23 protein-coding genes and 3 tRNA genes are annotated in these 24,848 nt (G+C 70.9%); 19 read left to right on the plus strand and 7 right to left on the minus strand.

What is annotated here, in order from left to right; translation table 11 throughout:
* The first annotated feature begins 3 nt into the window (after nt 1-3).
* On the plus strand, nt 4-567 hold the full coding sequence (locus ACYVAQ_RS05325) for a TetR/AcrR family transcriptional regulator (RefSeq protein ID WP_460787443.1): 564 nt from the start codon (nt 4-6) through the stop codon (nt 565-567).
* Here the strand turns inward: ACYVAQ_RS05325 and ACYVAQ_RS05330 are convergent.
* Nucleotides 551-1,939 carry a glycoside hydrolase domain-containing protein gene (locus tag ACYVAQ_RS05330; protein WP_460787445.1) on the minus strand — a complete coding sequence of 463 codons (1,389 nt, stop codon included), beginning with the start codon at nt 1,937-1,939 and terminating at the stop codon, nt 551-553. The two genes, ACYVAQ_RS05325 and ACYVAQ_RS05330, sit on opposite strands and share 17 nt — an antisense overlap.
* A 202-nt stretch (nt 1,940-2,141) precedes the next feature.
* Here ACYVAQ_RS05330 and ACYVAQ_RS05335 point away from each other — a divergent pair, with 202 nt between their 5' ends.
* The 4 genes from ACYVAQ_RS05335 to ACYVAQ_RS05350 are packed head-to-tail and all read left to right on the plus strand — an operon-like array spanning nt 2,142 to nt 7,115.
* On the plus strand, nt 2,142-2,624 hold the full coding sequence (locus ACYVAQ_RS05335) for a hypothetical protein (protein ID WP_460787446.1): 483 nt from the start codon (nt 2,142-2,144) through the stop codon (nt 2,622-2,624).
* Nucleotides 2,608-3,990, plus strand: a complete 1,383-nt coding sequence (locus ACYVAQ_RS05340) for a hypothetical protein (RefSeq protein WP_460787447.1) — start codon at nt 2,608-2,610, stop codon at nt 3,988-3,990. The genes ACYVAQ_RS05335 and ACYVAQ_RS05340 overlap by 17 nt, the downstream gene beginning before the upstream one ends.
* 55 nt (nt 3,991-4,045) lie before the next feature.
* Nucleotides 4,046-6,319 carry a phosphoribosylformylglycinamidine synthase subunit PurL gene (gene purL / locus ACYVAQ_RS05345; RefSeq protein ID WP_460787448.1) on the plus strand — a complete coding sequence of 758 codons (2,274 nt, stop codon included), beginning with the start codon at nt 4,046-4,048 and terminating at the stop codon, nt 6,317-6,319.
* A 52-nt stretch (nt 6,320-6,371) separates the two neighbouring features.
* On the plus strand, nt 6,372-7,115 hold the full coding sequence (locus tag ACYVAQ_RS05350) for a hypothetical protein (RefSeq protein ID WP_460787449.1): 744 nt from the start codon (nt 6,372-6,374) through the stop codon (nt 7,113-7,115).
* 17 nt (nt 7,116-7,132) lie between these two features.
* Here ACYVAQ_RS05350 and ACYVAQ_RS05355 read toward each other — a convergent pair whose 3' ends face one another.
* On the minus strand, nt 7,133-8,161 hold the full coding sequence (locus ACYVAQ_RS05355; RefSeq protein ID WP_460787450.1) for a hypothetical protein: 1,029 nt from the start codon (nt 8,159-8,161) through the stop codon (nt 7,133-7,135).
* 52 nt (nt 8,162-8,213) lie between these two features.
* Here ACYVAQ_RS05355 and ACYVAQ_RS05360 point away from each other — a divergent pair, with 52 nt between their 5' ends.
* The 6 genes from ACYVAQ_RS05360 (at nt 8,214) to ACYVAQ_RS05385 (ending at nt 15,179) form a co-directional block, all read left to right on the plus strand.
* Nucleotides 8,214-8,591 carry a sterol carrier family protein gene (locus ACYVAQ_RS05360; RefSeq protein ID WP_460787451.1) on the plus strand — a complete coding sequence of 126 codons (378 nt, stop codon included), beginning with the start codon at nt 8,214-8,216 and terminating at the stop codon, nt 8,589-8,591.
* A complete protein-coding gene (locus ACYVAQ_RS05365) occupies nt 8,588-9,955 on the plus strand; it encodes a M20/M25/M40 family metallo-hydrolase (RefSeq protein WP_460787452.1) in 1,368 nt (455 codons plus the stop codon). The genes ACYVAQ_RS05360 and ACYVAQ_RS05365 overlap by 4 nt, the downstream gene beginning before the upstream one ends.
* A gap of 95 nt (nt 9,956-10,050) precedes the next feature.
* Entirely contained in the window at nt 10,051-11,511 is a 1,461-nt protein-coding gene (purF, locus tag ACYVAQ_RS05370; RefSeq protein WP_460787453.1) for an amidophosphoribosyltransferase, read from the plus strand.
* A 24-nt stretch (nt 11,512-11,535) separates the two neighbouring features.
* Nucleotides 11,536-12,597, plus strand: a complete 1,062-nt coding sequence (gene purM, locus ACYVAQ_RS05375) for a phosphoribosylformylglycinamidine cyclo-ligase (RefSeq protein WP_460787454.1) — start codon at nt 11,536-11,538, stop codon at nt 12,595-12,597.
* Nucleotides 12,598-12,742: 145 nt separating this feature from the next.
* On the plus strand, nt 12,743-12,916 hold the full coding sequence (locus tag ACYVAQ_RS05380) for a DUF3073 domain-containing protein (protein ID WP_460787455.1): 174 nt from the start codon (nt 12,743-12,745) through the stop codon (nt 12,914-12,916).
* A gap of 385 nt (nt 12,917-13,301) precedes the next feature.
* Nucleotides 13,302-15,179, plus strand: coding sequence for a putative Ig domain-containing protein (locus tag ACYVAQ_RS05385; protein WP_460787456.1), 1,878 nt, complete (start codon nt 13,302-13,304; stop codon nt 15,177-15,179).
* Between the two features lie 56 nt (nt 15,180-15,235).
* On the opposite strand, the gene ACYVAQ_RS05390 is transcribed toward ACYVAQ_RS05385, so the two are convergent.
* Nucleotides 15,236-15,309: transfer RNA gene (locus tag ACYVAQ_RS05390), tRNA-Phe, on the minus strand.
* 98 nt (nt 15,310-15,407) lie between these two features.
* Between ACYVAQ_RS05390 and ACYVAQ_RS05395 the strand changes: the two genes are divergently transcribed.
* The 8 genes from ACYVAQ_RS05395 to ACYVAQ_RS05430 all read left to right on the plus strand — a co-directional run bounded on the left by ACYVAQ_RS05395 (nt 15,408) and on the right by ACYVAQ_RS05430 (nt 21,021).
* Nucleotides 15,408-15,480 (plus strand) — tRNA-Glu (locus ACYVAQ_RS05395).
* Nucleotides 15,481-15,583: 103 nt separating this feature from the next.
* Nucleotides 15,584-15,916, plus strand: a complete 333-nt coding sequence (locus ACYVAQ_RS05400) for a DUF6221 family protein (RefSeq protein WP_460787457.1) — start codon at nt 15,584-15,586, stop codon at nt 15,914-15,916.
* 165 nt (nt 15,917-16,081) lie between these two features.
* Entirely contained in the window at nt 16,082-16,465 is a 384-nt protein-coding gene (locus ACYVAQ_RS05405; protein WP_460787458.1) for a hypothetical protein, read from the plus strand.
* A 164-nt stretch (nt 16,466-16,629) separates the two neighbouring features.
* Complete coding sequence (locus ACYVAQ_RS05410; RefSeq protein WP_460787459.1) at nt 16,630-17,217, plus strand: hypothetical protein; 588 nt, start codon at nt 16,630-16,632, stop codon at nt 17,215-17,217.
* A 139-nt stretch (nt 17,218-17,356) separates the two neighbouring features.
* A complete protein-coding gene (locus ACYVAQ_RS05415) occupies nt 17,357-18,931 on the plus strand; it encodes a LuxR C-terminal-related transcriptional regulator (protein WP_460787460.1) in 1,575 nt (524 codons plus the stop codon).
* A gap of 95 nt (nt 18,932-19,026) precedes the next feature.
* Nucleotides 19,027-20,145: a flavin-containing monooxygenase gene (locus ACYVAQ_RS05420; protein ID WP_460787461.1), complete on the plus strand. Its 1,119-nt coding sequence runs from the start codon at nt 19,027-19,029 to the stop codon at nt 20,143-20,145.
* Between the two features lie 257 nt (nt 20,146-20,402).
* Nucleotides 20,403-20,479 (plus strand) — tRNA-Asp (locus ACYVAQ_RS05425).
* 155 nt (nt 20,480-20,634) lie between these two features.
* Nucleotides 20,635-21,021 carry a hypothetical protein gene (locus ACYVAQ_RS05430; protein WP_460787462.1) on the plus strand — a complete coding sequence of 129 codons (387 nt, stop codon included), beginning with the start codon at nt 20,635-20,637 and terminating at the stop codon, nt 21,019-21,021.
* 24 nt (nt 21,022-21,045) lie between these two features.
* Here ACYVAQ_RS05430 and ACYVAQ_RS05435 read toward each other — a convergent pair whose 3' ends face one another.
* The 4 genes from ACYVAQ_RS05435 to ACYVAQ_RS05450 form a co-directional block, all read right to left on the minus strand.
* Complete coding sequence (locus tag ACYVAQ_RS05435) at nt 21,046-22,194, minus strand: FAD-dependent oxidoreductase (RefSeq protein WP_460787463.1); 1,149 nt, start codon at nt 22,192-22,194, stop codon at nt 21,046-21,048.
* Nucleotides 22,195-22,196: 2 nt separating this feature from the next.
* The gene (locus tag ACYVAQ_RS05440; RefSeq protein WP_460787722.1) at nt 22,197-22,964 is read right to left on the minus strand and encodes an amino acid ABC transporter ATP-binding protein; all 768 of its coding nucleotides are present in this window, start codon (nt 22,962-22,964) and stop codon (nt 22,197-22,199) included.
* A 62-nt stretch (nt 22,965-23,026) separates the two neighbouring features.
* Nucleotides 23,027-23,899, minus strand: a complete 873-nt coding sequence (locus ACYVAQ_RS05445) for an amino acid ABC transporter permease (protein WP_460787464.1) — start codon at nt 23,897-23,899, stop codon at nt 23,027-23,029.
* A gap of 6 nt (nt 23,900-23,905) precedes the next feature.
* Nucleotides 23,906-24,835 (minus strand): ABC transporter substrate-binding protein, encoded by a 930-nt coding sequence (locus ACYVAQ_RS05450; protein WP_460787465.1) that lies wholly within the window; start codon nt 24,833-24,835, stop codon nt 23,906-23,908.
* Nucleotides 24,836-24,848: the final 13 nt, after the last annotated feature.

Below are 24,848 nucleotides of genomic sequence, written 5' to 3' on the forward strand. Positions count from 1 at the left end.
ACGGTGCGCGCCGATGCCCAGCGCAACTACGACCGGATCGTCGAGACCGCGCGCGAGGTCTTCAAGGAGAAGGGGTACGACGCCCCGCTCGACGAGATCGCGAAGCGGGCCGGCGTCGGTCCCGGCACTCTCTACCGTCACTTCCCGTCGCGCGACGCCCTCATCGACGCGATGATGCAGGCGTGGGTCGAGAAGGTCGGCGACGCCACCGACAAGGCGATCGCCCACGAGGGCTCGCCGCGTGACGTGCTGCTCCGCTGGTTCGAGACCTATGTCGAGCTGATCTCCGCGCACAAGGGCGGCCCGGCGAAGCTCACCTCCGCGATCGGCAACGACGACTCGCCGATCCGCACCAAGTGCCAGGCGCTCGTCCGCTCCAACCGGCGGGTGCTCGAGCACCTCGCCGCGGCCGGCGCGCTGCGCCCGGACGTCGACGAGGTGCAGCTCGCCCGGCTCGTGGGAGGCGTGGCGACGGTGGCCGATCAGTCCGAGCTGCCCACCGCCGCCATCCGCCCCCTCCTCGAGGTGCTCGCGGACGGGGTCCTCAGCCCTACGACTGCCCCTTGATCAGCAGGGCCCAGGCCGGCGCGGTGAGGATCCCGGTCGGCTTGAGGCCTCGGTCGGACTGGTAGGTCTTCACGGTCGCCTGGGTGCCCGGGTCGTAGATGCCGGTGACCGGCAGCTGCCGCAGCGGGTACGCCGCGTCGAGGGTCCGCTGCAGCCGTCGTACGTCGAGACCGGCCGAGCCGACCTTCAGCGTGGGGGTCTTTCCCGCCGCGAGGAACGCGACCCACACCCGCCGGGTCAGCCGGCCGTGGTCGGCCGTGCCGAAGCCGTGGTCGGTCTTCCAGTGGTGCAGCGCGGCGATCGTGGCCGTCGTGTAGCGCCCGTCGACGTTCCCGCTGTAGTACTTCCGCGCCCGCAGCATGCACTGCAGCACCTTGACCTGGGCGGGGTGCTGCGCGGTGGCGCTGGCCGGGTCCAGCGTCGGCCAGCTGGTGAGGTCGAGGCTGATCCCGCCGCACGGTCGCTGCACCGGCGCGTAGGCGCCGCGGCCCAGGTCGACGAAGTCGCGGTCGATGTTGATCCGCACGCCGCCCCAGGACTCGTCGTGGCCGCCCTGGTACTGCTTCACCCGGCGGTGCGGGTTCCACCCCGCGTCCGAGATGTACGTCGTCGAGGTGTTCGCCCGACCGTCCCACCGGGCGAGCCAGATCGCGTCCGGCAACGTGTATGCCGACGGGCGGTCGGTCCGCACCTGGTCCAGCATGGCAATGCCCGACCCGGCGCTGGAGTAGACGCCTGACACGTAGCCCAGTCGGTGGAGCGCATCGGTGTAGGCGCTGAGGAACGACAGCGCCGACTCGCGGCAGGCGGTGCGGCTGGTGTCGAAGGACTCCAGGTCGTACCAGAGCGTGCTGCCGCGGGTGATGCCGAGCGCGGACGCGGCGGCGGCGGTCTTGGCCGCCTCGTCCCGGGCCTGGTTGCGCGCCTGGCCGTAGCGGCCCTCGGCGCCCGGGTTGGGCGAGATGGTCGGGTCGATCGAGGGGGAGTAGCGCGGGTAGCGCGGGTTGCACGACGCTTGCGGGCCGAGCGTGATCGGGAGCAGCTTCCAACCGGCTGCCAGCTGGGTGCTGACCCACGACGGGGTCAGGTTCGGCTGGCTGCGGCAGGCCCGGGAGTTGCCGGAGATGTAGATGCCGACCGCGAGGAACGGCGAGCTCTGCATCCACGCGTTCATCGCGGTCTGCGAGGGAGCCGAGCACTGGTCGAAGCCGTAGCCACGGAAGTCGCCGGGCGTCACCGGGTTGGTCGTGGTGGCGCTCAACCGGAGCGGTGCGGGGTCGCTGCGCTGGGTCACGAGCAGGGCCGTGAGGGCGAGCAGGGCGGTCAGGGTCGTCAGGCTCGCACGGAGGACCGTTGAGCGTCGGGCCAGCATGGAAGGCTCCAGTACGTCGGGGAAGCGGCTCGTCACGATAACCACAACTTTCACATCAGTAACAGGCATCGCGGCGAACTACATCGTTGTAGTTCGGATCGGACGCGAGATCCTGCGCCGATCCACCGTGGTGACAGGAGATTCGGCTGAGGCTCGCATGACCTGAGATTCACGAGGGTCTCGGCTGGTTAGAGTCCCCTCCGTGAGCCAGACCATCGCGCCGGCCGCGGTCGCCGCAGCACTCCTCCGTGCTGGGGCGGCCGTGCTGTGGCTGGTGGCGATCGCTGTGCCCTGGACCTCGCACGGGCTGCTCTCGCACTCCTCGCTGCTGGACGCGGCCGGCCTGATCCGGGACGGCGTGGTGCCGTCGGTGCCCGCGTCGGCGGCGTGGCTGACGATGATCCCCGCGTTGTGCGGGGCTCTCGTGCTGGCGTTGGCCTGGTGGCCGTCGTGGTGGGTCCGGGTCCCGCGGATGGTCGTGGGGCTCGTCGCCACGGTCGTCATCTGCGTGCTGCTCGCGAAGCTGTCCGCCTGGCCGGACCGGCTCGGCGCGGCCGCGTGGCTGTCGCTGGTGGGGATCGTGTGTGGAGCGTCCGGGGAGGTCCTGGACGTGGTGAGGGTGTGGGTCGTTCGCGTCGGGGGACGCGCTGACATCGGGGAGAGAGTTCATGGTCCAGTGCAATAATTGCGATGCTCAGCAGGGCGACGCGTCCGATCGGTTCTGCCGCACCTGCGGGACGCCGTACGCCGCCGCGCCGCCGCCTCCGCCGGCCCCGCCGACCATGGCCCCGCCGATGATGCCGCCGCCGATGGCGCCGCCGACCGCACCCTTCGGTGCGCCGGTCCCGCCCGCGCCCACGAACCGCCGCCGCCTCGTGCTGCTCGGGGTCGCGGCCTCGATCGTCCTCGCGCTCATCGCCGGCGGTCTCGTCGTCTGGTCGGTGCTGCGCTCCTCGGGCGGCGCGTCCTCGCCGGACGAGGCCGTCACCAAGGCCGTCGCCGCGATCGCGTCGCAGGACTCGGTGGCGCTTCTCGACGTGGTCGCCCCGGCCGAGGTCGACGGCATCACCGGCCTCGCCCAGAAGCTCCGCACCAAGCTGCGCGAGGTGGACGTCAGCAACGGCAACGGCATCACCGACGCGATCAGCGTCAAGGTGAGCGACGTGCAGGTGAAGACCGACATCTACAACGGCGGCTTCGCCCGGGTGACGGTCGCCGGCGGCAGCTACACGGCCAGCTGGGACCCCTCCAAGCTCGCGTCGAAGCTCGCCTCGCTGGGTGAGCTCGTCCCGGCCGAGACCCGCACCGGCAGCCTCACCGAGCTCGCCGACCAGGCCGACGTCGACCCGACCGTGGTGACCGAGAAGGTCGACGGCCGCTGGTACGTCACCCTGATCGGCACCGGCCTCTACCAGGCCTACTCCCACGTGTACGCCGGATCCGGCGACCCCGCCGACTCGCTGGACTGGAAGGCCGCCGACCACCCGCCGGCCGCGATCGTCTCGAGCACCCCGGAGGGCACCTTCGGCAAGCTCGCCGACGCGATCAACGGCCGCGACATCTCCACCCTGCTGGCGAACTTCGACCCCGCGCTGGTCCGGCCGATGCTGCCCTACGTCTCGTGGATGCAGGACGCCCTGGACCGGCACGCGGACGGCACGCGGATCGAGGTCGACGGCGTCCAGGTGCAGGCCGAAGACATCGGCGGGGGGAAGGTGCGCGCCGCGATCCAGCACGCCGTGTTCTCCGGCTCGGCGACCTCGGACAACGGCGACCCCGAGTCGTTCAAGGCCACCATCAGCGCCGGCGGGTGCGTCGACGGGACCTCCACGGATGCCTACGGCTACACCTCCACCCAGCAGGGCTGCATGAGCGACGTCCCCGCCTTCGGCCTGCTCGGCTTCCACGACATCACGGTGGTGCTCGACAAGGTCGACGGCGGCTACCGGCTCGACCCGATCGGCACGGTGGTGGACTACGGCAACACCCTGCTCGACCACCTGGACAAGGACGTGGTGGACCAGCTCACCAACGGCGCCCTGGACTCCTAGTCCGAGGCTGCTCACCGTTTCGAGGGCCACGCCCCTGCACCGATAGGATCGGGGCGTGGCCGAGACGTCCGTAGACACCGCCCGACCCACCCTCGACACCGTCGCCGTCGCGGCCGGTGACCCCGACCGGGAGCAGCCCTGGGCCGAGCTCGGTCTCAAGGCGGACGAGTACGCGCGGATCAAGGAGATCCTCGGCCGCCGCCCCACCAGCTCCGAGCTGGCGATGTACTCGGTGATGTGGTCGGAGCACTGCTCCTACAAGAGCTCGAAGGTCCACCTCAAGCAGTTCTCCGAGATCCCCCAGGAGACGGTCCGCGGCCCGATGCTGGCCGGCATCGGCGAGAACGCGGGCGTCATCGACATCGGCCAGGGCTACGCCGTCAGCTTCAAGGTCGAGAGCCACAACCACCCGTCGTACGTCGAGCCCTACCAGGGCGCGGCCACCGGTGTCGGCGGCATCGTCCGCGACATCATCGCGATGGGTGCGCGGCCCATCGCCGTGGTCGACCCGCTGCGCTTCGGCCCGCTCGACGCCGACGACACCCACCGCGTGCTGCCCGGGATCGTCGCGGGCGTCGGCGGCTACGGCAACTGCCTGGGCCTGCCGAACGTCGGCGGCGAGGCGGTCTTCGACGCGACGTACCTGGGCAACCCGCTCGTCAACGCCGGCTGCATCGGCGTGCTGCGCCACGAGGACCTCCACCTCGCCAACGCGACCGGCAAGGGCAACCTCGTCGTCCTGTACGGCGCCCGCACGGGCGGCGACGGCATCGGCGGTGTCTCCGTGCTGGCCTCGGAGACCTTCGACGCCGACGGCCCCGCCAAGCGGCCCAGCGTCCAGGTCGGCGACCCGTTCATGGAGAAGCTGCTCATCGAGTGCACCCTCGAGCTCTTCGCGGCCAAGGTCGTCAACGGCATCCAGGACCTCGGCGGTGCCGGCCTGTCCTGCGCCACCACGGAGCTGGCCTCGGCCGGCGACGGCGGCATGCGCTGTGAGCTCGACCTGGTCCCGCTGCGCGACTCCACGCTCTCGCCGGAGGAGATCCTGATGAGCGAGAGCCAGGAGCGGATGATGGCGGTCGTCGAGCCCGCCCACCTCGACCGGTTCATGGAGATCTGCGCGAAGTGGGATGTCGAGGCCGTCGCGATCGGCGAGGTCACCGACACCGGTCGCCTGGAGATCACCTGGCACGGCGAGACCGTCGTCGACGTGCCCCCGGGCACCGTCGCCCACGACGGTCCCGTCTACCAGCGCCCGTTCGCCCGCCCCGACTGGCAGGACGCCCTGCAGGCCGACGCCGCTGAGCGCCTCCCGCGGCCCACCACGGGCGACGAGCTCCGCGCCACCCTGCTGCAGCTCGTCGCGAGCCCGAACCTGTGCGACAAGTCCTGGATCACCGACCAGTACGACCGCTACGTCCAGGGCAACACCGTCCTGGCCCAGCCGTCCGACAGCGGCATGGTACGGATCGACGAGGAGACCCACCTCGGCGTCTCCATCGCCACCGACTGCAACGGTCGCTTCGCCAAGCTGGACCCGTACGCCGGCGCGCAGCTCGCGCTCGTCGAGGCCTACCGCAACGTGGCGACCGGCGGCGCGACCCCGCTCGCGGTCTCCGACTGCCTCAACTTCGGCTCGCCCGAGGACCCCGCGGTCATGTGGCAGTTCGCCGAGGCCTGCCGCGGTCTCAAGGACGCCTGCCTGGAGCTCGGGGTCCCGGTTACCGGCGGCAACGTCAGCCTCTACAACCAGACCGGCGAGACGGCGATCCTGCCGACCCCGGTGGTGGCTGTGCTCGGCGTGATCGACGACGTGCGCCGGCGTACCCCCTCGGCGTTCCAGGCCGCGGACGAGGTCGTCGTCCAGCTCGGCAGCACCCACGAGGAACTGTCCGGCTCGGAATGGGCGCACGTCGTGCACGGGCACCTCGGCGGCCGCCCGCCGGCGGTCAACCTTCCCGCCGAACAGAACCTCGCCGCGCTGCTGCGCGACCTGGTCGGCACCGCCACCAGCGCGCACGACCTGTCCGACGGCGGCCTCGCCCAGGCGCTCGCCGAGGCGGCCATGGTCGGCGGCATCGGCGCGACGATCGAGCTGGAGGGCGACGCCTTCCTCGGTCTGTTCGCCGAGTCGGCTGCCCGCGCGATCGTCACGGTCCCGGCCGACGCGGTCGAGTCGCTGATGGCCTCCGCGTCCCACCACGGCGTCCCCGCCGTGGTCATCGGCCGGACCGGTGGCGACGCGCTGGAGGTCGCGGGTCAGTTCAGCGTGCCGCTCGCCGAGCTGCGCGACGCCTGGACCGCGACGCTCCCGGCCGCACTCGGCTGACCGGAAACTCGTCTAGGCTCACCGCACCATCACCGCTTCTCTCGGGGGAACCATGTCGTACAAGTCCGTCCTTCGCGCCCTGGCGCTGCTCGTCGTCGTCCTGTGCCTCCCGGCGGCGCCGGCTCACGCCGTCACCTGGACCCAGGTCGACCGTGCCTGCAAGAACCTCGACGCCGGCCAGATCTGCGCGACCGTGTGGACGGACGGCTCCGGCAACTACCGCGCCCGCTCCTCGGCCACGCCGGCGGCCGGCCAGTGGCTCCAGCCGACGATGGCGGCGACGTACAACGTCAACATGGGCAGCGGCGAGTACTTCTGCGACCCCAACCAGACCTGCGCCCGGCAGACCAGCGCGTGGACCTCGACGTACTCGACCTGGAGCGGTCGGATGTGGACCTACTCCGGCAGCTTCAACCTCCCCGGCGGCGGGACCGCCGAGGTGGCGGCCGGGGCCGCGTCCTGGGAGGACAACGGCACCACGTGCACCACGGTGACCAGCGGCCGCGCGTGCGTGACCCTCCGCCTGCGTACCAACCGCGCGGCCGTCGACATCCGGTCGGTGCTCACGCTGACGCCCGCTTCCGGCCGGCGGATGACCCCCACCCAGGTGCGTGCGAGCCTGACGTCCGGCAGCACCACCTGGACGAACGGAACCGCGCTGTCGGGCGCGCGCACCACCACCTACACCGCGTCAGTGACCAAGCTCGGTGCGACCCCGCGGTCGTCGTGGAGCGCCACCGCGTACGGGAGCTGGACCGACACGGCCGGTGCCCACACCGTGCGCAAGACGCTCTGACGCCGTCCTGAGCGGGCTCAGCCGCGGATCGGGATCTCCAGCGTCCCGACGTCGGTGGTGTGCTTGCGACCGGAGTAGCCGCCCCAGCCGTTGCCGAGGACGAGCTGGTAGCGCTGCTGCAGCGTCAGCGTGGCGGACGCGGTCTTCGCGTCGAAGATCAGCACCGCGTGGGAGTTGCACGCTCCGGTCTGGGACACCGGGCAGGCATCGGTGTCGTCCGCGGCCCTGACGACCTCGGTGGGCCTGCGCTTGCCCAGCCGGTACGTCGTGGCCACGCCCTGCGGGTAGTAGATGCCCCCCGAGAACAGGGTCGTCCCCGCCCGCGTGTACGTCGACAGCCTGGTCCGGACGTCGATCACGAGCCACTCGTGGCCGGGGCGCGCCCAGCGGCCTCCGGCGTACGGGAGCAGGAGCGGTGCCTTGAACGAACAGGAGCCCGCGGACACCGCGGTCTCCTTCCACGATGGCGGCGAGGGGCAGTCGGTGTCCTTCGCGGTGCGGTAGGACAGGTGGTACAGCCCGCGCGCCCGGCCGACGTGCCGCTTCCCGGTGGCCAGGTCGACGGTCTGCGTGACGCCGTCGAAGGTGAGGGCGAGCTGAGGGTGGTCGGTGGCCGAGTCGACCAGGACGTAGAACGACTCCGCGCCCTGCGCCGGGTCCGGCGAGGGGAGCCGGTAGGAGCCGCTCCCGACGCGCACGTCGACGGTCGGCAGGGCGGTGGTCGCGACGTAGCGGGAGTAGACCCGGGTGGTCCGCTGCTCGTAGCTCCAGGTCACCGGCAGGTAGGTCAGGCCGGCCGGAGCGGTCTGCGCGGTGAGCTCGTGGGTGTCGGCGGAGGTGAGCTGGGTGACCTCCTTGCCGGTGCGGATCCGCAGCGTCCCGATCGGCGTGGCGAGGGTCGACAGCTTCCCGTTCGCGAACTGCTTGGCCTCCCGCGCGGGTACGACGTCGCCGGCGTGGACCTGCGTGCCGCTCGACCCGCACGCGGCGAGGGCGGGGAGCACGCAGGCGAGGGCGGCCAGGACGGCTGCTCGGCGAAGTCGCATGGAGGACATTGTGGCCGACCGGTGTCTCCGGCGCGTGGCACCATCACCTCCGATGCCTGCTCGACTCCGACCCGCCGACCCTGCGGACCTCGCCGACGCCCTCGCCCGCTGGCGCTCCGGCACCGCCGACCGCGCCGACCTGCGCCTGCTCACCAAGCACTTCCTGGCCGTCCTCGAGGAGCGTGCGCCCGGACGGTCCGTGGAGGTACGGGTGCCGCCGTACGCCGCCGTCCAGGTCGTCGAGGGTGTCCGTCACACCCGCGGCACCCCACCGGCCGTGATCGAGACCGACGCCGCGACGTGGATCGCGCTGGCGGTGGGGGAGCTGGGCTGGGCGGAGGCCCTCGACGGTGCGCGGGTGACCGCGAGCGGTGAGCGCACCGACCTGTCGGCGTACCTCCCGCTGACTCCGCATATGTTGGCTCCATGACCACCGATCCCGCTGCCCTGCGTGCCCGGCTCGCCGAGCTCCTCCCCGGTCTCCGCCGCGACCTGGAGGACCTCGTCCGCATCCAGAGCGTGAGTGCCGACCCGGACCGCCTCGACCAGGTCGAGCGCAGCGCGGAGAAGACGCTGGAGCTGTTCCGCGGAGAGGGCTTCGACGCCGAGATCGTGCGGGCGTACGACGGTGCCCCGCCGGCCGTCGTGGGGGAGAAGAAGGGCCCCGAGGGTGCTCCGGTGGTGCTGCTCTACGCCCACCACGACGTGCAGCCCGAGAACGACCCGGCGGACTGGGACTCCCCGCCGTGGGAGCCCACCGAGCGGGCCGACGCCCACGGCGACCTGCGGCTCTACGGTCGCGGAGCCGCCGACGACAAAGCCGGCATCGTCACCCACCTGGCCGCCGCGCGGCTGTTCGGCGACGAGCTGCCGGTGACGCTGCGGCTGTTCATCGAGGGTGAGGAGGAGGTCGCGTCCGCGACCCTGCCGGCGCTGCTGCACAAGTTCCAGGACCGGCTCGCGGCCGACGTCATCGTCATCGCCGACTCCGGCAACTGGGACATCGGCGTCCCCGCCCTGACCACGTCGCTGCGCGGGCTCATCCGCGTCGACGTCGAGGTCCGCACCCTCACCCACGCCGTCCACTCCGGCATGTGGGGCGGGCTGGCTCCCGACGCGATCATGGCGATGACCCGCCTGCTCAACTCGCTGTGGGACGAGAACGGCTCGCCGGCGATCGAGGGCCTGGTCAGCGGCCCCGCGGCCGACGTCGACTACCCGGAGGAGCGACTGCGCGCCGAGTCCGGCGCGGTCCCCGGCCTGGAGTGGGTCGGCACCGGATCCACGGTGGAGCGGATGTGGACCCAGCCCGCGATCACCGTCACCGGCTTCGACGCCCCCAAGGTGGCCGGCGCGTCCAACACCCTGGTGCCGATGGCCCGCGCCCGGGTGACCGTCCGGATCGCCCCCGGCGACACCGGCGAGAACGCCGTGGCCCGCCTGCAGGCCCACCTCGAGAAGCACCTGCCGTGGGGTGCTCAGCTCTCGACCACGGTCGTCGACACCGGCGAGCCGATCGCGATCCCGGCCGACGGGCCGGCGTACGACGCCGCGCGGAGCGCCTTCGCCGAGGCCTGGGACGGCACCGCGCCCGTCGACATGGGCGTGGGCGGCTCGATCCCGTTCATCGCCGAGTTCCTCGAGACCTTCCCGCAGGCCTCCGTGCTGGTCACCGGCGTCGAGGACCCCGACACCCGCGCCCACGGCCCCAACGAGGGCCTGCACCTCGCCGAGTGGGAGCGGGTCCTCCTCGCCGAGGCCCTGATGCTTCGCAACCTCGCGGGCGGCGACTGATCTCGGACGTCATGCGGACGGAGCGTTGCGGGGCTCCGTCCGTATGACGTCCCGGCGAATCGGGCATCCGAGCGACCGCCGGTAGGCTGCTCACCGTGTGCGGAGTGTTCGGAGTGTGGGCACCGGGTGAGGACGTCGCCAAGCTGACCTACTTCGGGCTGTACGCGCTGCAGCACCGCGGGCAGGAGTCGGCGGGCATCTCGGTCAGCAACGGCCGCCAGATCCTGGTCTTCAAGGACATGGGCCTGGTCTCGCAGGTGTTCGACGAGAACACCCTGGAGGCGATCGAGGGCCACATCGCCGTCGGTCACTGCCGCTACTCGACCACCGGTGCCAGCACCTGGAACAACGCGCAGCCCACGTTCCGCCCGACCGCCGACGGCTCGATCGCCCTGGGCCACAACGGCAACCTGGTCAACACCTCCGAGCTCGCGCAGATGGTCCTCGACCTGCCCAGCGAGTCCGGCGAGCTGGACATCCACGCGCTCAACCTCGAGGCGTCGACGAACGACACCAGCCTGGTCACCGCGCTGCTGGCGCACCACCCCGACCAGTCGCTCGAGGCGCGCGCGATGGAGCTGCTGCCCCAGGTCAAGGGCGCGTTCTGCTTCGTGTTCATGAACGAGGGCACGCTGTACGCCGCCCGCGACCCCGAGGGCATCCGTCCGCTCGTCCTGGGCCGGCTGGAGCGGGGTTGGGTCGTCGCCTCGGAGAGCGCGGCGCTGGCGACGGTCGGTGCGTCCGTCGTACGCGAGGTCGAGCCGGGCGAGCTCATCGTCATCGACGAGGCCGGCCTGCGCTCGCACAAGTTCGCCGAGCCGGTCCGCAAGGGCTGCGTGTTCGAGTACGTCTACCTCGCCCGTCCCGACGCCACCATCGCCGGCCGCAGCGTCCACGAGGCGCGCGTCGCGATGGGCGCCCAGCTCGCGCGCGAGTTCCCGGTCGACGCCGACGTGGTCATCCCCGTCCCGGAGTCGGGCATCCCCGCCGCCACCGGGTACGCCGCCGAGTCCGGCATCCCCTACGCCCAGGGCTTCGTGAAGAACGCGTACGTCGGCCGCACCTTCATCCAGCCCAGCCAGACGCTGCGCCAGCTCGGCATCCGGCTCAAGCTCAACGCGCTCGAGCACGTCATCCGCGGCAAGCGGGTCGTCGTCGTCGACGACTCGATCGTGCGCGGCAACACGCAGCGCGCCCAGATCCGGATGCTCCGCGAGGCGGGCGCCGCCGAGGTCCACGTGCGCATCTCCAGCCCGCCGGTGAAGTGGCCGTGCTTCTACGGCATCGACTTCGCCACCCGGGCCGAGCTGATCGCGAACGGTCTCGACGCCGACGAGATCGCCGCCAGCATCGGCGCCGACAGCCTCGGCTACATCTCCCTCGACGGCATGGTCGACGCCACCGGCCAGCCCAAGTCGTCGCTGTGCACCGCCTGCTTCACCGGCGACTACCCGATCCCGCTGCCGGACGAGTCGCTGCTCGGCAAGCACCTGCTCGAGGCCAGCCTGACGTCGCAGACGCACGGCGAGGCGCTGCCCGTCTTCAACAACCCCTGATCCATCAGTTCCGAGGAGTGACCAGTGGCTGACAACGCCTACGCCGTGGCCGGTGTCGACATCGAGGCCGCTGACCGTGCCGTCGACCTGATGAAGGAGTGGGTCGAGAAGGCCCGCCGGCCCGAGATGCTGGGGGGACTGGGCGGCTTCGCGGGGCTGTTCGACGCGTCGGCGCTCACGGCGTACAAGCGTCCCCTGCTGGCGACCTCCACCGACGGCGTCGGCACCAAGGTCGACATCGCGCGCAAGATGGACAAGCACGACACGATCGGCTTCGACCTGGTCGGCATGGTCGTCGACGACCTCGTCGTGTGCGGCGCCGAGCCGCTGTTCATGACCGACTACATCGCCACCGGCAAGGTCGTCCCCGAGCGGATCGCGGCCATCGTCAAGGGCATCGCCGAGGCGTGCGTCGAGGCCGGCTGCGCGCTGGTCGGTGGCGAGACCGCCGAGCACCCGGGCCTCCTCGCCCCTGACGAGTACGACGTCGCCGGCGCCACCACCGGCGTCGTCGAGGCCGACGCGCTGCTCGGTGCCGACCGCGTCCGCGCGGGCGACGTCGTCATCGCCATGGCCGCCAGCGGGCTGCACTCCAACGGCTACTCGCTGGCCCGCCACGTCTTCTTCGCGCACGCCGGCTGGGAGCTCGACCGGCAGGTCGAGGAGCTCGGCCACACCCTGGGCGAGGAGCTGCTCGTCCCGACCCGGCTCTACACCAAGCCCTGCCTGGCGATCGCCCGCGAGACCGCGACGCACGCCATGGCACACGTCACCGGCGGCGGTCTCGCCAACAACCTCGCGCGCGTCATGCCCGAGGGCCTCAAGGCCACCCTGGACCGCGGCACCTGGACGCCCGCGCCCGTCTTCGACCTGGTCCGCAAGGTCGGCGAGGTCTCCCAGCCCGACCTCGAGGCGACCCTCAACTGCGGCGTCGGGATGGTGGCCCTCACCGCCCCGGACTCCGTCGACGCGGCCATCGCGCTCCTCGCCGACTTCGGCGTCGACGCCTGGGTCGCGGGCGAGGTCTCGGCCGACGCGGGTGCCCCCGGGAGCGTCGAGCTGGTGGGTCAGCACCCCGGCTGGTGAGTTTCTGAGCACACCCGCGTCCATTCCGGCCCCCTGACGTGCGGGAACAGCCACCGAGCAGGTAGCGTTGACCCCACGAGACTCTGATGAGAAGTCCGGGGCCCTGGAAGGGCAACCGGCCAAGTGTGCGAGGGGGCTGGACCTTATGGGCCGCGGCCGAGCGAAAGCCAAGCAGACGAAGGTCGCTCGCGACCTGAAGTACCGGACTCACGACACCGATCTCGGTGCTCTGGCCCGCGAGCTCCACGGGGAGGTCTCCTCGGACGTCGACGACGTCCAGGAGGACGAGCCCGACCGCTGGTCGGACTACCGCAGCTAACTGGCGCGAGCGCGTCGCCGCTGATCGGCGCCTTGCCTCACCTGGCTGCCTCGGCTCCTCCGGTCGCTGGCGCTCCCTCCGTCGCCTCGCCATCCAGGCTCGGCAACCGGCGCCGGCGGCGCCGCGCTGCGGCGCGCGCAGTTGGCTCGGCGACGTGGCCGGGTTTCCGTGGCGGCAAGCCTTGAGCGCCTCGGGTCGGCCAGTTGGCCGTCCGTGCGTGTCGGGAGGGTTTCCGGTAGGTCACCTACCTGACCGGATGTCTTCATGTTTATGCAGTGCAGATAAGTGAATCTTTCGCGTGGTGACGCGGAGTGCCAGATTCCGACTGGTCGCCGCACCGGGCGGCCCGTCACGGTGGGCCCTCCGGGCCCCGAAAGGTTGATTCATGGCACGACTCGAGAGTGTCCGGCGTACCGCGCTGGCCACCGGCTTGGGAACGCTGGCAGCCATCGCTGCCACCGGCATCCTGGCAACCTCCCCGGCGCAGGCAGCAGGGCCATCCGACCCCTACTCGCCCGCCTACGGGCATGCGTACCGCCACGGCGCGGTGCCCACGACCGAGACCAACGCGAAGATGAAGGCCTGGCAGCACGCCAACCCGGCGGCTACCGGCTCCAAGACGCTGTCGTACGGCGGCGGCGTCGACGGCATCGGCGTCCAGAGCGGCCACTCGAAGGTCTACCTCGTCTTCTACGGCAACCAGTGGGGCACGCAGACGACCACCAACGGGATCAGCAGCTTCTCCGGCGACCCTGACCACGCGGCCGAGGCCGTGCAGAACATGTTCAAGGGCATCGGCACCAACAACGAGCTCTGGTCGGCCGACCTGACCCAGTGGTGCGACGGCCCCAACGTGGCCGCGGGTGCGACGAGCTGCCCGTCGAACGCGGCGTTCATCCCGTACCAGTCCGGCGGTGTCCTCTCCGGCGTCTGGTACGACAACGCGGCAGCCTCGCCGACGAGCGCGACCGGCCACCAGCTGGCCCAGGAGGCCGTCACCGCGGCCGGGCACTTCGGCAACACGACCGCCGCGTCCAACCGTGACGCCTACTACGTGATCCTGTCGCCGCACGGCACCAACCCGGACAACTACCAGAGCCCGACCCAGGGCTACTGCGCGTGGCACGACTGGAACGGCGACACCACGCTGAGCGGTGGAGCCGCCAGCTCGTCGTACGGCGACATCGCCTTCAGCAACCAGCCCTACAACATGGACATGGGCTCCAGCTGCGGCGTCAACTTCGTCAACAGCGGCTCCGCGGGCACCCTCGACGGCTACACGATGACCCTCGGCCACGAGTGGCACGAGATGATGTCGGACCAGAACCCTGCGGGCGGTTGGACCAACCACACCGGCGGCACGTACGACGGCCAGGAGAACTCCGACGAGTGCGCCTGGATCTCGCCCGGCGCGACCGGGGGCGCCGCGAACATCGCCTTCGCGACCGGCACGTTCGCCGAGCAGGCGTCGTGGTCCAACGACACGAACTCGTGCGCCATCTCGCACGCCATCGTGGGTGGCAGCAGCACCGGCAACACGGTCACCGTGACCAACCCGGGCAGCCAGACCGGCACCGTCGGCACGGCCAAGTCGCTGCAGATGTCGGCCGCGGACTCCGCCTCGGGCCAGACCTTCACCTGGTCGGCCACCGGCCTGCCGGCCGGCCTGTCGATCAACGCCTCGAGCGGCCTGATCAGCGGCACGCCGAGCACCGCGGGCACCTACAACACCTCGGTGACCGCCAAGGACACGACCGGTGCGACGGGTTCCGCCTCGTTCACCTTCACCATCGGTAGCGGCGGCGGCACCGGCTGCACCGGCCAGCTGCTCGGCAACCCGGGCTTCGAGACGGGCACGGCGGCGCCGTGGACCGCCTCGAGCGGGGTCGTCGACAGCTCGACCTCCGAGCGGGCCCACTCCGGCACCTGGAAGGCCTGGGTCGACGGCTACGGCAGCACCCACACCGACTCGGTGTCGCAGACCGTGACCATCCCGGCCGGTTGCACGGCGACCCTGGGCTACTACCTGCACATCGACACGCAGGAGTCGGGGACCACGGCGTACGACAAGCTGACGGTGTCGGTCAACGGCACGACGAAGACGACGTGGAGCAACGCCAACGCCGGGACCGGCTACACGCTGCACACGCTGTCGCTGTCGTCGTACGCCGGCACCACCGTGACGATCAAGTTCACCGGCACCGAGGACTCCTCGCTGGCGACGAGCTTCGTCCTGGACGACACCTCGCTGAACCTCGGCTGAGTCGTCCGGCAACAAGCGAGCCCCAGGTCGGAGATCCGGCCTGGGGCTCGTGCTTGTGGGCAGGGGCGGGGTCGAACCGCCGACCTATCGAGTTTCAGTCGATCGCTCGTACCAACTGAGCTACCTGCCCAAGCAGGGCGAAACCTTACCGGAGGACGCGTGGGCTGCCGAATCGGTACCGCCGAGCCCGGCCCACTATGCTGTCGTGGCCGCTCCCGCGAGCGGCGGGCCCCCTTCGTCTAGCGGCCCAGGACCCCGCCCTTTCACGGCGGTAGCGCCGGTTCGAATCCGGTAGGGGGTACGACGAGGGCCCACCTCGGCGAAAGATCGATGTCACAGATCGGGCGCCTCGTGACAAGTACCAGGAGAGGAGCAGAGCGTTTCTCGGAGCGGGAGACGTAGCTGTGACGATCATCGAATTCCTCCGGGCACGGATCGCTGAGGACCTGTCCGCGGCTCGCCTGTTGGGCGACGGCCGCCACCTCACGCCCTTCGAGCGGCGTCTCCTCCACCAGCCCGAGACGAACCGGCGCATCGTGGACCAGCTGGGCTGGATCTACGACGAGCCGCACAGTTATCTCGAGCGGCCCGACGCCTGGGAGTGCGCCTTCAGCACCCTGCAGGAGCTCGCCGCCCTGTACGCCGAGCACCCGGCCTTCCGCGGGGAGTGGCGTACCTCTGCCGTGTCGAGGCCCTCGTCGTCGGTCGAGTCTCGCTCACCTGACCCGTTCTGGTGAGGCAGGGCGCGAATCCGAGCGCACATTCGGATCACCTGCGAACTACAGCGGCGGGGCTCGATGTGACCATGGTGGCCCGCTGATCCAGGTCACTACGCTCACAGCGACTTGCTCCCGAGCCGACCTCACCGCATCGAGTGGGCCTGACATGACAGGAACGCGACCATGACCAAGCGCACGACCTTTCGTTCATCCATCCTCGGGATCTTGCTCTTGTTCGCCGCCTTCGCCGGTATCGCGCCGGCCCAGGCCGGCACCTTCAGCGGAATGTCCAGCGGGTCGGACTCGTACACGCGGAGCGGTTCGACCACGCTGACCTATCCGAGCGGACATGCTGCCCTGTACGAGACCTTCTGGGCCGCGGCCGGCTCGTTCGGCTCGCGACCCACGTGGGCGTACGCGGTCAAGTTCTACAACGCATCGGGTCAGATCGTGTGGAGCGCGACCAACCAGACCCAGCGGAACTACTACATCGGCAGCAACGTCACGAGGATCGTGATCACCCCGAACCTCGGCTACCAGGGCGTCTACGTCGAGTGGGACCGCTAGGACCCACACGGGCGCGCGCCGGCCTCGGGGGCGGCCATCACCATGACGCGGCCTGGAGCAGGTCACGCCTACCCGGGCTCCTGACACGCCCGAACCCGTGAACTGATCCGTCCGTGGGCTCGTGAAGAGAGAGGCGCCACTCTCCCCACGGAAGGAACTCAACGATGAGAAAGAAGACCGCCGCGATCGTCATCGCGGCGCCGCTCCTGGCTGCCGTACCCGCCATCGCCCTGGCGACCACCGGTACGACCAGCCGGGTCGCGACGTACACGGCCACCCTCAAGCCGGTCAACCACGGAGGCACCGGCACCGTCCGCCTCATCCAACAGGGCACCGAGTTGAAGGTCGACCTCTCCGCTTCCGGCCTCGACGACGGCATCCACATCGCCCACATCCACGGCATCCGCAAGGCCATGTCCGAGTGCCCGTCCCTCGCCCGCGACCTCGACCACAACGGCCTCATCGACATCCTCGAGGGTCTTCCCGACTACGGACCGGTCCTGCGGACGCTGTCCAATGGGCTCAACGACCGCGGCACCTCCCTCAGCTACGTCCGCACGTTCAAGCTGATCGACAGCGGCGATGCCATCGCCTCGCTCGGGCCGCTCAACCAGTACGCCATCGTGGTGCACGGCGTCGACCTCAACGGTGACGGCCTCGCCAACAACCCCGACGTCAACGGTGACGGTCCTGGCCCTGCGGACGACGAGATCACCATGCCGAGCCTGTGTGGGGTGATCGTCCGCAACTGACCGCTTCGTACGTCGCTCGGGGCTTGATCGGGCCCCGGCCCGGTGCCCCCACGATCTCGCCGGGCCGGGAGCCTTCCCGGTGGGTGCCGTCTGCGCTCGATCCCCAGCAGGCCGGGGAATTCGGGTCTACGCTCGGCGCATGGCCGACTGGCTGGCCGAGCACGCGGCGCTCTCGGCGGCGGAGGCCGACCTGCCGCCGGCCGACGTCGAGCGCCTCGCGGTGGCAGCGGCGATGCTCGGCCGCGACGACGAGGTCGTCCGGCTGCGGGAGGAGGCCTTCGAGGCCTACCTGGCCCAGGGCCAGACCGAGGCGGCCGCCGAGTGCGCCTTCTGGTTGATCTTCAACCTGGACAACCGCGGCGAGCACGCGCAGGCCTCGGGCTGGACGGCGCGGGTCGCGCGCCTCGTCCCCGAGGGGTCCTGCCTCCGGGTGGCCTCCTGGCTGGCGCAGCGCCAGGCCGTGCTGGCGATGTTCTCGGGCGAGTGCGCGGCGGCGCTGCCGCTGTTCGAGCAGGGCGCGGAGGTCGCCGCGCGCCGGGGCGACCTGGACGGGCTGGTGCTCGCCGGACTCGGCCGGGGCCGGTGCCTCGCGATGCTGGGGAGGACGAAGGAGTCCGCCGAGGCGTACGACGAGGTCATGGTCCACGTGGTGGCCGGGCGCGTCGACCCTCAGGTGACGGGCCTGGCGTACTGCGCCATCGTCGCGATCTGCATGGAGTGGTTCGACCTGCGGCGGGCCCAGGAGTGGACCCACACCTTCGCCGAGTGGGCTGCCCGTCAGCACGGCATGGTGGCCTACCGCGGAACCTGCCTCGTGCACCGCGCCGAGATCCTGCAGCTGCGGGGCGCGTGGCCGGACGCGCGCGCCGAGGCCCAGAGTGCCTGCGAGGTGTTGGCGGGCGACGGCGCGGGCGCCCAGGGTGTGGGCGAGGCGCACTACCGCGTCGCCGAGCTGGCGCGGTTGCGCGGGATGCTCGATGTCGCCGAGGACGCCTACGCACGGGCGCTCGCGCTGGGCCACGAGGTCCAGCCCGGGCTCGGGCTGCTTCGTCTGGCCCAGGGCAGGGCCGGTGCGGCGGCCGCCGGTCTCGACAGGGCGCTCGCCGAGGACGCCCGGCCCCGCCAGCGCGCGCTGCTGCTCGCGGCGCGGGTCGAGGTGGCGCTCGGCGGGGGTGACCTCGAGACCGCCCAGGAGCGGGCGGCCGAGCTGGCGGGACTCGCCGCCACCCTCGACGCCGACTACCTGACCGGCCTGGCCGAGCACGCGACCGGGGCCCTGCTGCTCGCACGGGGAGATGCGGCCGCAGCGCTGCCGCACCTGCGGCGTGCCTGGACGCGCTGGCAGCAGTGCGAGGCGCCGTACGAGAGCGCGCGTGCGCGGGTCCTCGTGGCGCGGGCGTGCGGCTCCCTCGGCGACGAGGACGCCTGCCGGATGGAGCTGGCGGCGGCGCGGGCGGTGCTCGAGGAGCTCGGCGCGGCGTACGACCTCGCCGGGCTGTGCGACGACGGGGACAGCGCCGACGGCCCGCTCACCCCGCGGGAGCGGGAGGTGCTGCGGCTGATCGCGACGGGGGCCACCAACCGGGCGATCGCGGAGCGGCTCGTCCTCTCCGAGCGCACGGTCGCCCGCCACGTCAGCAACATCTTCACCAAGCTCGGGCTCGCGAGCCGGGCCGCCGCCACGGCGTACGCCTACGAGCACGGCCTCGCCTGAACCGGCGCGTGGGTAGAAATGCCCACGGCCGGCGTCCGCAGGATGGTCATCGTGGCCGACGCGCCGGGAGGTACGCCGCCCCTAGCGTCACTGCCATGGCTACCCACCTTCCCGCACCGGCGATCAGCACCGGACGTCCCACCCACGCGACCAGCATCGACACCGTCGTGATCGGCGCCGGCCAGGCCGGCCTCGCGATGGGCTACCGGCTGCGTCGTACGGGCCGTTCCTTCGTGATCCTCGACGGAGACGAGAGGATCGGCGACTGCTGGCGACGCCGCTACGACTCGCTGCGCCTGTTCAGCCTTCCGCGCTACGCGAGCCTCCCCGGCTGGCGCATCCCCGTGCGTGGCTATGCGACGCGGGACCAGTTCGCCGACTACCTCGAGGCCTACGCGCGTCGCTTCGAGCTGCCCGTGCGGTGTGGCGAGCGCGTCAGCAGCGTCGACCAGGAGGGCGACCGCTTCCGGGTGACCTCGACGACCGGCACGTTCCTGGCGGCCAACGTCGTCGTCGCCACCGGCGCGCACCGACGTGCGACGGTGCCGGCGCTCGCCGACGACCTCGATCCCGCGATCCGCCAGCTCACCTCGACCGACTACCGCAACCCCGGCCAGCTGGCTCCCGGCCCCGTGCTCGTGGTCGGGGCCGGCAACTCCGGCACCGACGTCGCCCTCGACGCGGCGGCAGCGGGTCACGAGGTCCTCCTCGCCGGCCGGCACCCGGGCCAGGTCCCCTTCGACATCGACCGCCGGTCGGGCCGGGCCGTGGTGCCCGTGGTCATGTTCGTGTTCCGGCACGTCCTCACGCTCCGTACGCCGATGGGCCGCCGGCTGAGCGTCGAGAGCGAGGGCCACGGCGTCGGTCTCGTGCGCAACAAGGTCGCCGACCTCGACGCCGCCGGGGTACGCCGGATCGGCCGGATCGAGCGGGTCGTCGACGGTCGACCCGCGGGGGAGGACGGCACCGGCCTCGACGTGGGCACGGTCGTGTGGTGCACGGGCACGGTGGCGGACCACCGCTTCCTGGAGCTGCCGGGGTTCGACGACCGGGGCCGGCCTCTGCACGAGCGCGGGCTCAGCCCGATCCCGGGTCTGGCTTTCCTGGGCCTGCCCTTCCAGTACGCACTCGCCTCGCAGCAGATCCAGGGCGTCGACCGCGACGCGCGGTACCTCGTGAAGCGCCTGCGCCCGGCGGCGCGCGTCGCCGCCTGACGGACGCCGTGCGCACGGCCGCCCTCGTCAGCTGGGCGGTCGAGGGCGCCAGCTCGTGGCGTTACGGCGGGTCCGCGCCGAGCCGGCTGACCGTCACGGCCGCCGCCGTCGCGGCGAAGTCGAGGACCCCGGCTCTGCCCTGGCCTTCGACCCAGTGTCGGGCGCACGCCTCTGCTGAGGCTCGTCCCGATTGGGAGCGGCTGCCCCGGATGGGTTAGAGTTCCCACGCTTCGCCCGTGAGGGAGAAGCGACAACCTGGCCCCGTAGCGCAGTTGGTTAGCGCGCCGCCCTGTCACGGCGGAGGCCGCGGGTTCGAGTCCCGTCGGGGTCGCCAACGAATCCCAGGGTTTGTGCTGGTCGAAGACCACCACAACCCTGGGATTCGGGTTTTTGCTGCGTGCTCGTCACGAACCCTCACGCGCGCGCGGGCCTGCCCGTTTCGTCATCTCGAGGCTCGATCCCGTCTACGCTCCCCGCTATGCGCACCCTGTGACAGCCGCTGCGGCGATGCTCCTCGGGTCGTCCCTCACCGCCTGCGGCAACAACGGTTCCACCACCGACAAGACGCTGGCGAGCCCACCTGCGATCAGCGCGCCGGCCACCGGACCGAGCAGCATCACGCCTGCTCCTCGGCCCGACTTCGGCGCACTCCTCCGCGAGCTCAAGCGCCGATACCCGAAGGCCGGATGGACGCTCGCCCTCGCCACCCAGACCGCCGACAGCATCTGCAACGACCTCGGCACCTACACCTTCGACGAAGTCGTCAAGGACCGAACCGGCGTGCTCGGCGACAAGGCCCAGACCCAGGAGATCGTGATCGCGTCTGTGGTGCACGTCTGCCCGGCGCTCAAGGGCGAGGTCCCCGGGCTGAGCTGAACAAGAGCGACAACGCTCAGGCCGTCAGCTGGGCCGGGGAATCAGGCTCGGGCGGGTCGGGTCGGTGAACATCCCGGCCTCGGACCGGCTGGGGTCGAGTGCGAGGGACGCTGCCATCTCGCCGAACCCCGTGGCCATCTTGAAGCCGGCCCCGCTGAACCCTGTTGCGAGGACGATGCGGCGAGAGCCGGGGGCGAAGCCGAGCAGGGGGACACCGTCGGAGGTGTAGAGGTCGGGGTAGGTGTCGGCGCGGACGACGTAGGGGATGAGCCCCGGCAGGTAGCTGGCGATCGTGCTGCGCACTTCGGTCATCTCGGCGTCGGTCGGCACGCGGAGCAGGTTCGACGGGTCGTCGGCGCGGCGTGCGCGACCGTCCAGGCTCGCCTTGACCGTCGTCCCGTCCAGGGACGGTGCGCCGTACAGGGACGTGCCGCGGGCGATCCGGATGAAGATGGGGAACACCTCGGGAGCGAAGGCGGAGGCGTCGCGCGCCTCGAACCACGTCAGCAGGATGCGCGTCGGGTAGACGCTCGGCCGGAGCGCCTCGGGCAGCAACGACGTCGCCCAGGCGCCGCCCGTGACGATCACCCGGTCGACGGTCCAGCTGCGGCCGTTGGACTCGATCCGGACCCCGTCACCCGTTTCGGTGATGGACGTGACCGGGGTGTCGGTGAGCACGGTCGCGCCGCGGCGTCGGGCGCACTCGAGCGCAGACAGGACGGCGGTGTCGGTCTTGAGGTAGCCCGCGTGCGGGTCCCAGACCCCGACCTCGTCAGTGTCCAGGTCGTGTTGCGGGTAGCGCTCCGCCATCTCGTCGTGATCGAGGATGCTGTGCTCGGCTCCGCACGCCCTGATGGAGTCCAGGAGCGCCGGGATGTAGTCGCCGTCGCGGTGCCCGATCGACAGGCCGCCGCACCGACCGAGGATCGCGCGCCCGGACTCGTCCTCCAGGTCGGTCCAGAGCTGACGCGAGCGCTGCAGGATCGGGTAGTACGGGTCGGTCCCGCGATACGTCATGCGGAACAGGCGGGAGTCCCCGCCCACCGCACTCCGGGGATGAGCCGGGGTGCTCGCCTCGAAGGCCACCACGGAGCCACTGCCTCGGCTCGCCTGCCACAGAGCCATGCTGCCGACAGTGCCGGCTCCGATCACGCCGATCTCAGCATCAGTCACGTTCAGAGGACCTTCTTGAGGAACTGTTGTGTGCGCGGCTCACGTGGGTTGGCGAGCACCTCACGAGGATCGCCACGTTCGACGATGTGGCCGTCGGCCATGAACAGCAGGCTGTTCGCCACTTCCCTCGCGAAGCCCATCTCGTGGGTGGTGACCAGCATCGTCATCCCCGCTTCGGCGAGCTGCTTCATGACGTCGAGGACGTCACCGACGAGCTCCGGGTCGAGGGCGGAGGTGGGCTCGTCGAACAGCATCACCTGGGGATCCATCGCCAGCGACCGCGCGATGGCGACGCGCTGCTGCTGCCCGCCGGACAGCTGCGCGGGGTAGTGCGCCTCGTGTCCCTCGAGGCCGACCTGCGCGAGCAGCTCGCGGGCGCGTTTGCGGGCGTCTGCCTTGGGGACCCGCTTGACGAGGGTCTGGCCGACGGTGATGTTCTCCAGCGTGGTCAGGTTCGGGAACAGGTTGAACGACTGGAAGACCATCCCGATCTGGGTGCGCTGCCGACGCAGCGCGGCGCGGCGGAGCGGTCGGTAGTGGGTCTCGTGCTCGACGTACCCGAGGTGCTCGCCGTTCACCTTGAGCACACCGGAGTCGACGTCCTCCAACCCGTCGATGCAGCGCAGCAGCGTCGACTTCCCGGAGCCGCTGGGCCCGATCAGCACGCAGACCTCGCCGCAGGCGATGTCGAGGTTGATGTCCTTGAGCACCGTGTGCGGGCCGAACGACTTGACCAGCTTCCGGATGCGCACCGTGCCCGGTCCGTCGATCGTGTCGAGTCCCGCAGGGCGGAAGGGCTCGGTCGCGCGATGGCCTGGCGTGGGGTGGTCGCTCACGTCGGCACCTCCATCACTGATGTCGGTTTGCGCCCGATCGCTCGGGTCGACCGGCTGTAGTAGGCCTCGATCTTGGACTGGGGGTAGCTGAGCAGCAGCGAGGCGACGAGGTACCAGATGCAGGCGACCAGCAGCATCGGGATCGTCTCGTAGGTTCGCGAGTAGATCAGCTGCACGCTCGCCAGCAGGTCGGCCACGCCCAGGACGCTGACCAGCGAGGTCTCCTTCAACATGCTGATCATCTGGTTGCCCGTCGCCGGTATGACGGTCGGCATCGCCTGCGGGATGATGATCTTGCGCAGTTTCATGCCCTCGCTCATCCCGATCGAGTCAGCCGCCTCGAGCTGTCCCTTGGGGACGGAGTTGAACCCGCCGCGGACGATCTCGGCCATGTACGCGGCCTCGTTGAGCGACAGACCGATGATCGCCGCGGTGGTCGCACTGATCAGTGCGTTGGTGTCCAACGTGCCACCGAGGGACGTGAAGGGTACGCCGAGGCGGATGTCCGGGTAGAGCGCCGCGATGTTGAACCACAGGATCAGCTGCACGAGCACGGGGGTGCCGCGGAACAGGTTGATGTAGCCCATCGCGAGGATCCGGACCGGCAGGACCTTGGAGATCCGCATGACCGCGATGAGCAGCCCGAGAACGGTGGCGATCACCATCACCACCACCGTCATCCAGATCGTCAGCCACAGACCGCGGAGGACCGTGGGTGCGGTCAGGTAGTGCCCGATGGTCTGCCACTGGTACCGAGGGTTGGTGATCAGGGTGGCGGCGATGCCTGCGGCGATGACGAGGCAGACCGCCCACATGACGTACTCGTAGACGCCACGACGGTGGATTCGCAGCTTCTCGGTGGCGTCCATGCGGGCTCAGCCCGCCGAGGCGGTGGCGATCGTCGCAGTCGGGATGGCCCCGGCGCCCAAGCCCCACTTGTCGAGGGTCTCCTTGTACTCAGGGCTGTCGATGATCGACTGCATCGCCGCGTGCACGGCCTTGGTCAGCGGCGAGTCCTTCGGCAGGCCCAGCGCGACCAGGTCGGTGCCCAGCGACGCGGGCTTGTCGTACTGCTGGTCGGCGAGAGCGAAGGTCGTGCCGTGCTGCTGCACGGCGTACGCCAGCGACGGGGTGTCGTAGAAGATGCCGTCGATCCGACCCGACGACAGCTGGGTGAGCGCGGCGTTGACGTTGGGCAGCACCACCGAGGAGATGGCGGCGTTGCCGCCGCTCGTGCACGTCTTGGACAGCGCCGGCAGGTAGGTCTCCTGCTGGGTGGTGCCGATCATCACGGCGATCTTCTTGCCGCAGACGGAGCTGTCGTTGATCCCCAGGTTCTCCGGGTTGCCCGACTTGACGGCCAGCGAGGACCCGTCGGTCCAGTAGTTGATCATGTCGAGCACCTTCAGCCGCTCCGGCGTCGCGGACATGTCGGACGCGGTGAAGTCGTAGCGACCTCCCGCCAGGCCGGGGATGATCGAGTCGAAGCCGACGTTCTTGACCTCCAGCTTCAGGCCGAGCTTGGCGGCGATCAACCGGGCGATGTCGACGTTGAAGCCCTCGGGCTCGTTGTTCGTCGACAGGAAGGACGTCGGCGGGTACTGCAGGTCCAGCGCGACGCTGATCGTTCCCTTCGACTTGGCGGCGGTGGGCAGCATCGCGACCGCGGCCGGGTCGGCGGAGACGCCGGCACCCGAGCTCCCGGTGGGCTGCGCGGCCCCGGCGTCGTTGCTGCCACCCGAACAGGCGGACGTACCCAGGGCGAGACACGCGGCGGCGAGGAGCGAGAGGGCGCGAGTGTTCATGGTGGATCTCCTG

The organism is Nocardioides maradonensis (assembly GCF_054777115.1).

What these genes read in the sequence shown, in the direction of transcription:
- ACYVAQ_RS05330 (WP_460787445.1), bottom strand. Translation starts at nt 1,939, where the DNA reads ATGCTGGCCCGACGCTCAACGGTCCTCCGTGCGAGCCTGACGACCCTG.
- ACYVAQ_RS05340 (WP_460787447.1), top strand. Translation starts at nt 2,608, where the DNA reads ATGGTCCAGTGCAATAATTGCGATGCTCAGCAGGGCGACGCGTCCGAT.
- ACYVAQ_RS05350 (WP_460787449.1), top strand. Translation starts at nt 6,372, where the DNA reads ATGTCGTACAAGTCCGTCCTTCGCGCCCTGGCGCTGCTCGTCGTCGTC.
- ACYVAQ_RS05355 (WP_460787450.1), bottom strand. Translation starts at nt 8,161, where the DNA reads ATGCGACTTCGCCGAGCAGCCGTCCTGGCCGCCCTCGCCTGCGTGCTC.
- ACYVAQ_RS05360 (WP_460787451.1), top strand. Translation starts at nt 8,214, where the DNA reads ATGCCTGCTCGACTCCGACCCGCCGACCCTGCGGACCTCGCCGACGCC.
- ACYVAQ_RS05365 (WP_460787452.1), top strand. Translation starts at nt 8,588, where the DNA reads ATGACCACCGATCCCGCTGCCCTGCGTGCCCGGCTCGCCGAGCTCCTC.
- ACYVAQ_RS05380 (WP_460787455.1), top strand. Translation starts at nt 12,743, where the DNA reads ATGGGCCGCGGCCGAGCGAAAGCCAAGCAGACGAAGGTCGCTCGCGAC.
- ACYVAQ_RS05385 (WP_460787456.1), top strand. Translation starts at nt 13,302, where the DNA reads ATGGCACGACTCGAGAGTGTCCGGCGTACCGCGCTGGCCACCGGCTTG.
- ACYVAQ_RS05405 (WP_460787458.1), top strand. Translation starts at nt 16,082, where the DNA reads ATGACCAAGCGCACGACCTTTCGTTCATCCATCCTCGGGATCTTGCTC.
- ACYVAQ_RS05410 (WP_460787459.1), top strand. Translation starts at nt 16,630, where the DNA reads ATGAGAAAGAAGACCGCCGCGATCGTCATCGCGGCGCCGCTCCTGGCT.
- ACYVAQ_RS05415 (WP_460787460.1), top strand. Translation starts at nt 17,357, where the DNA reads ATGGCCGACTGGCTGGCCGAGCACGCGGCGCTCTCGGCGGCGGAGGCC.
- ACYVAQ_RS05420 (WP_460787461.1), top strand. Translation starts at nt 19,027, where the DNA reads ATGGCTACCCACCTTCCCGCACCGGCGATCAGCACCGGACGTCCCACC.
- ACYVAQ_RS05445 (WP_460787464.1), bottom strand. Translation starts at nt 23,899, where the DNA reads ATGGACGCCACCGAGAAGCTGCGAATCCACCGTCGTGGCGTCTACGAG.
- ACYVAQ_RS05450 (WP_460787465.1), bottom strand. Translation starts at nt 24,835, where the DNA reads ATGAACACTCGCGCCCTCTCGCTCCTCGCCGCCGCGTGTCTCGCCCTG.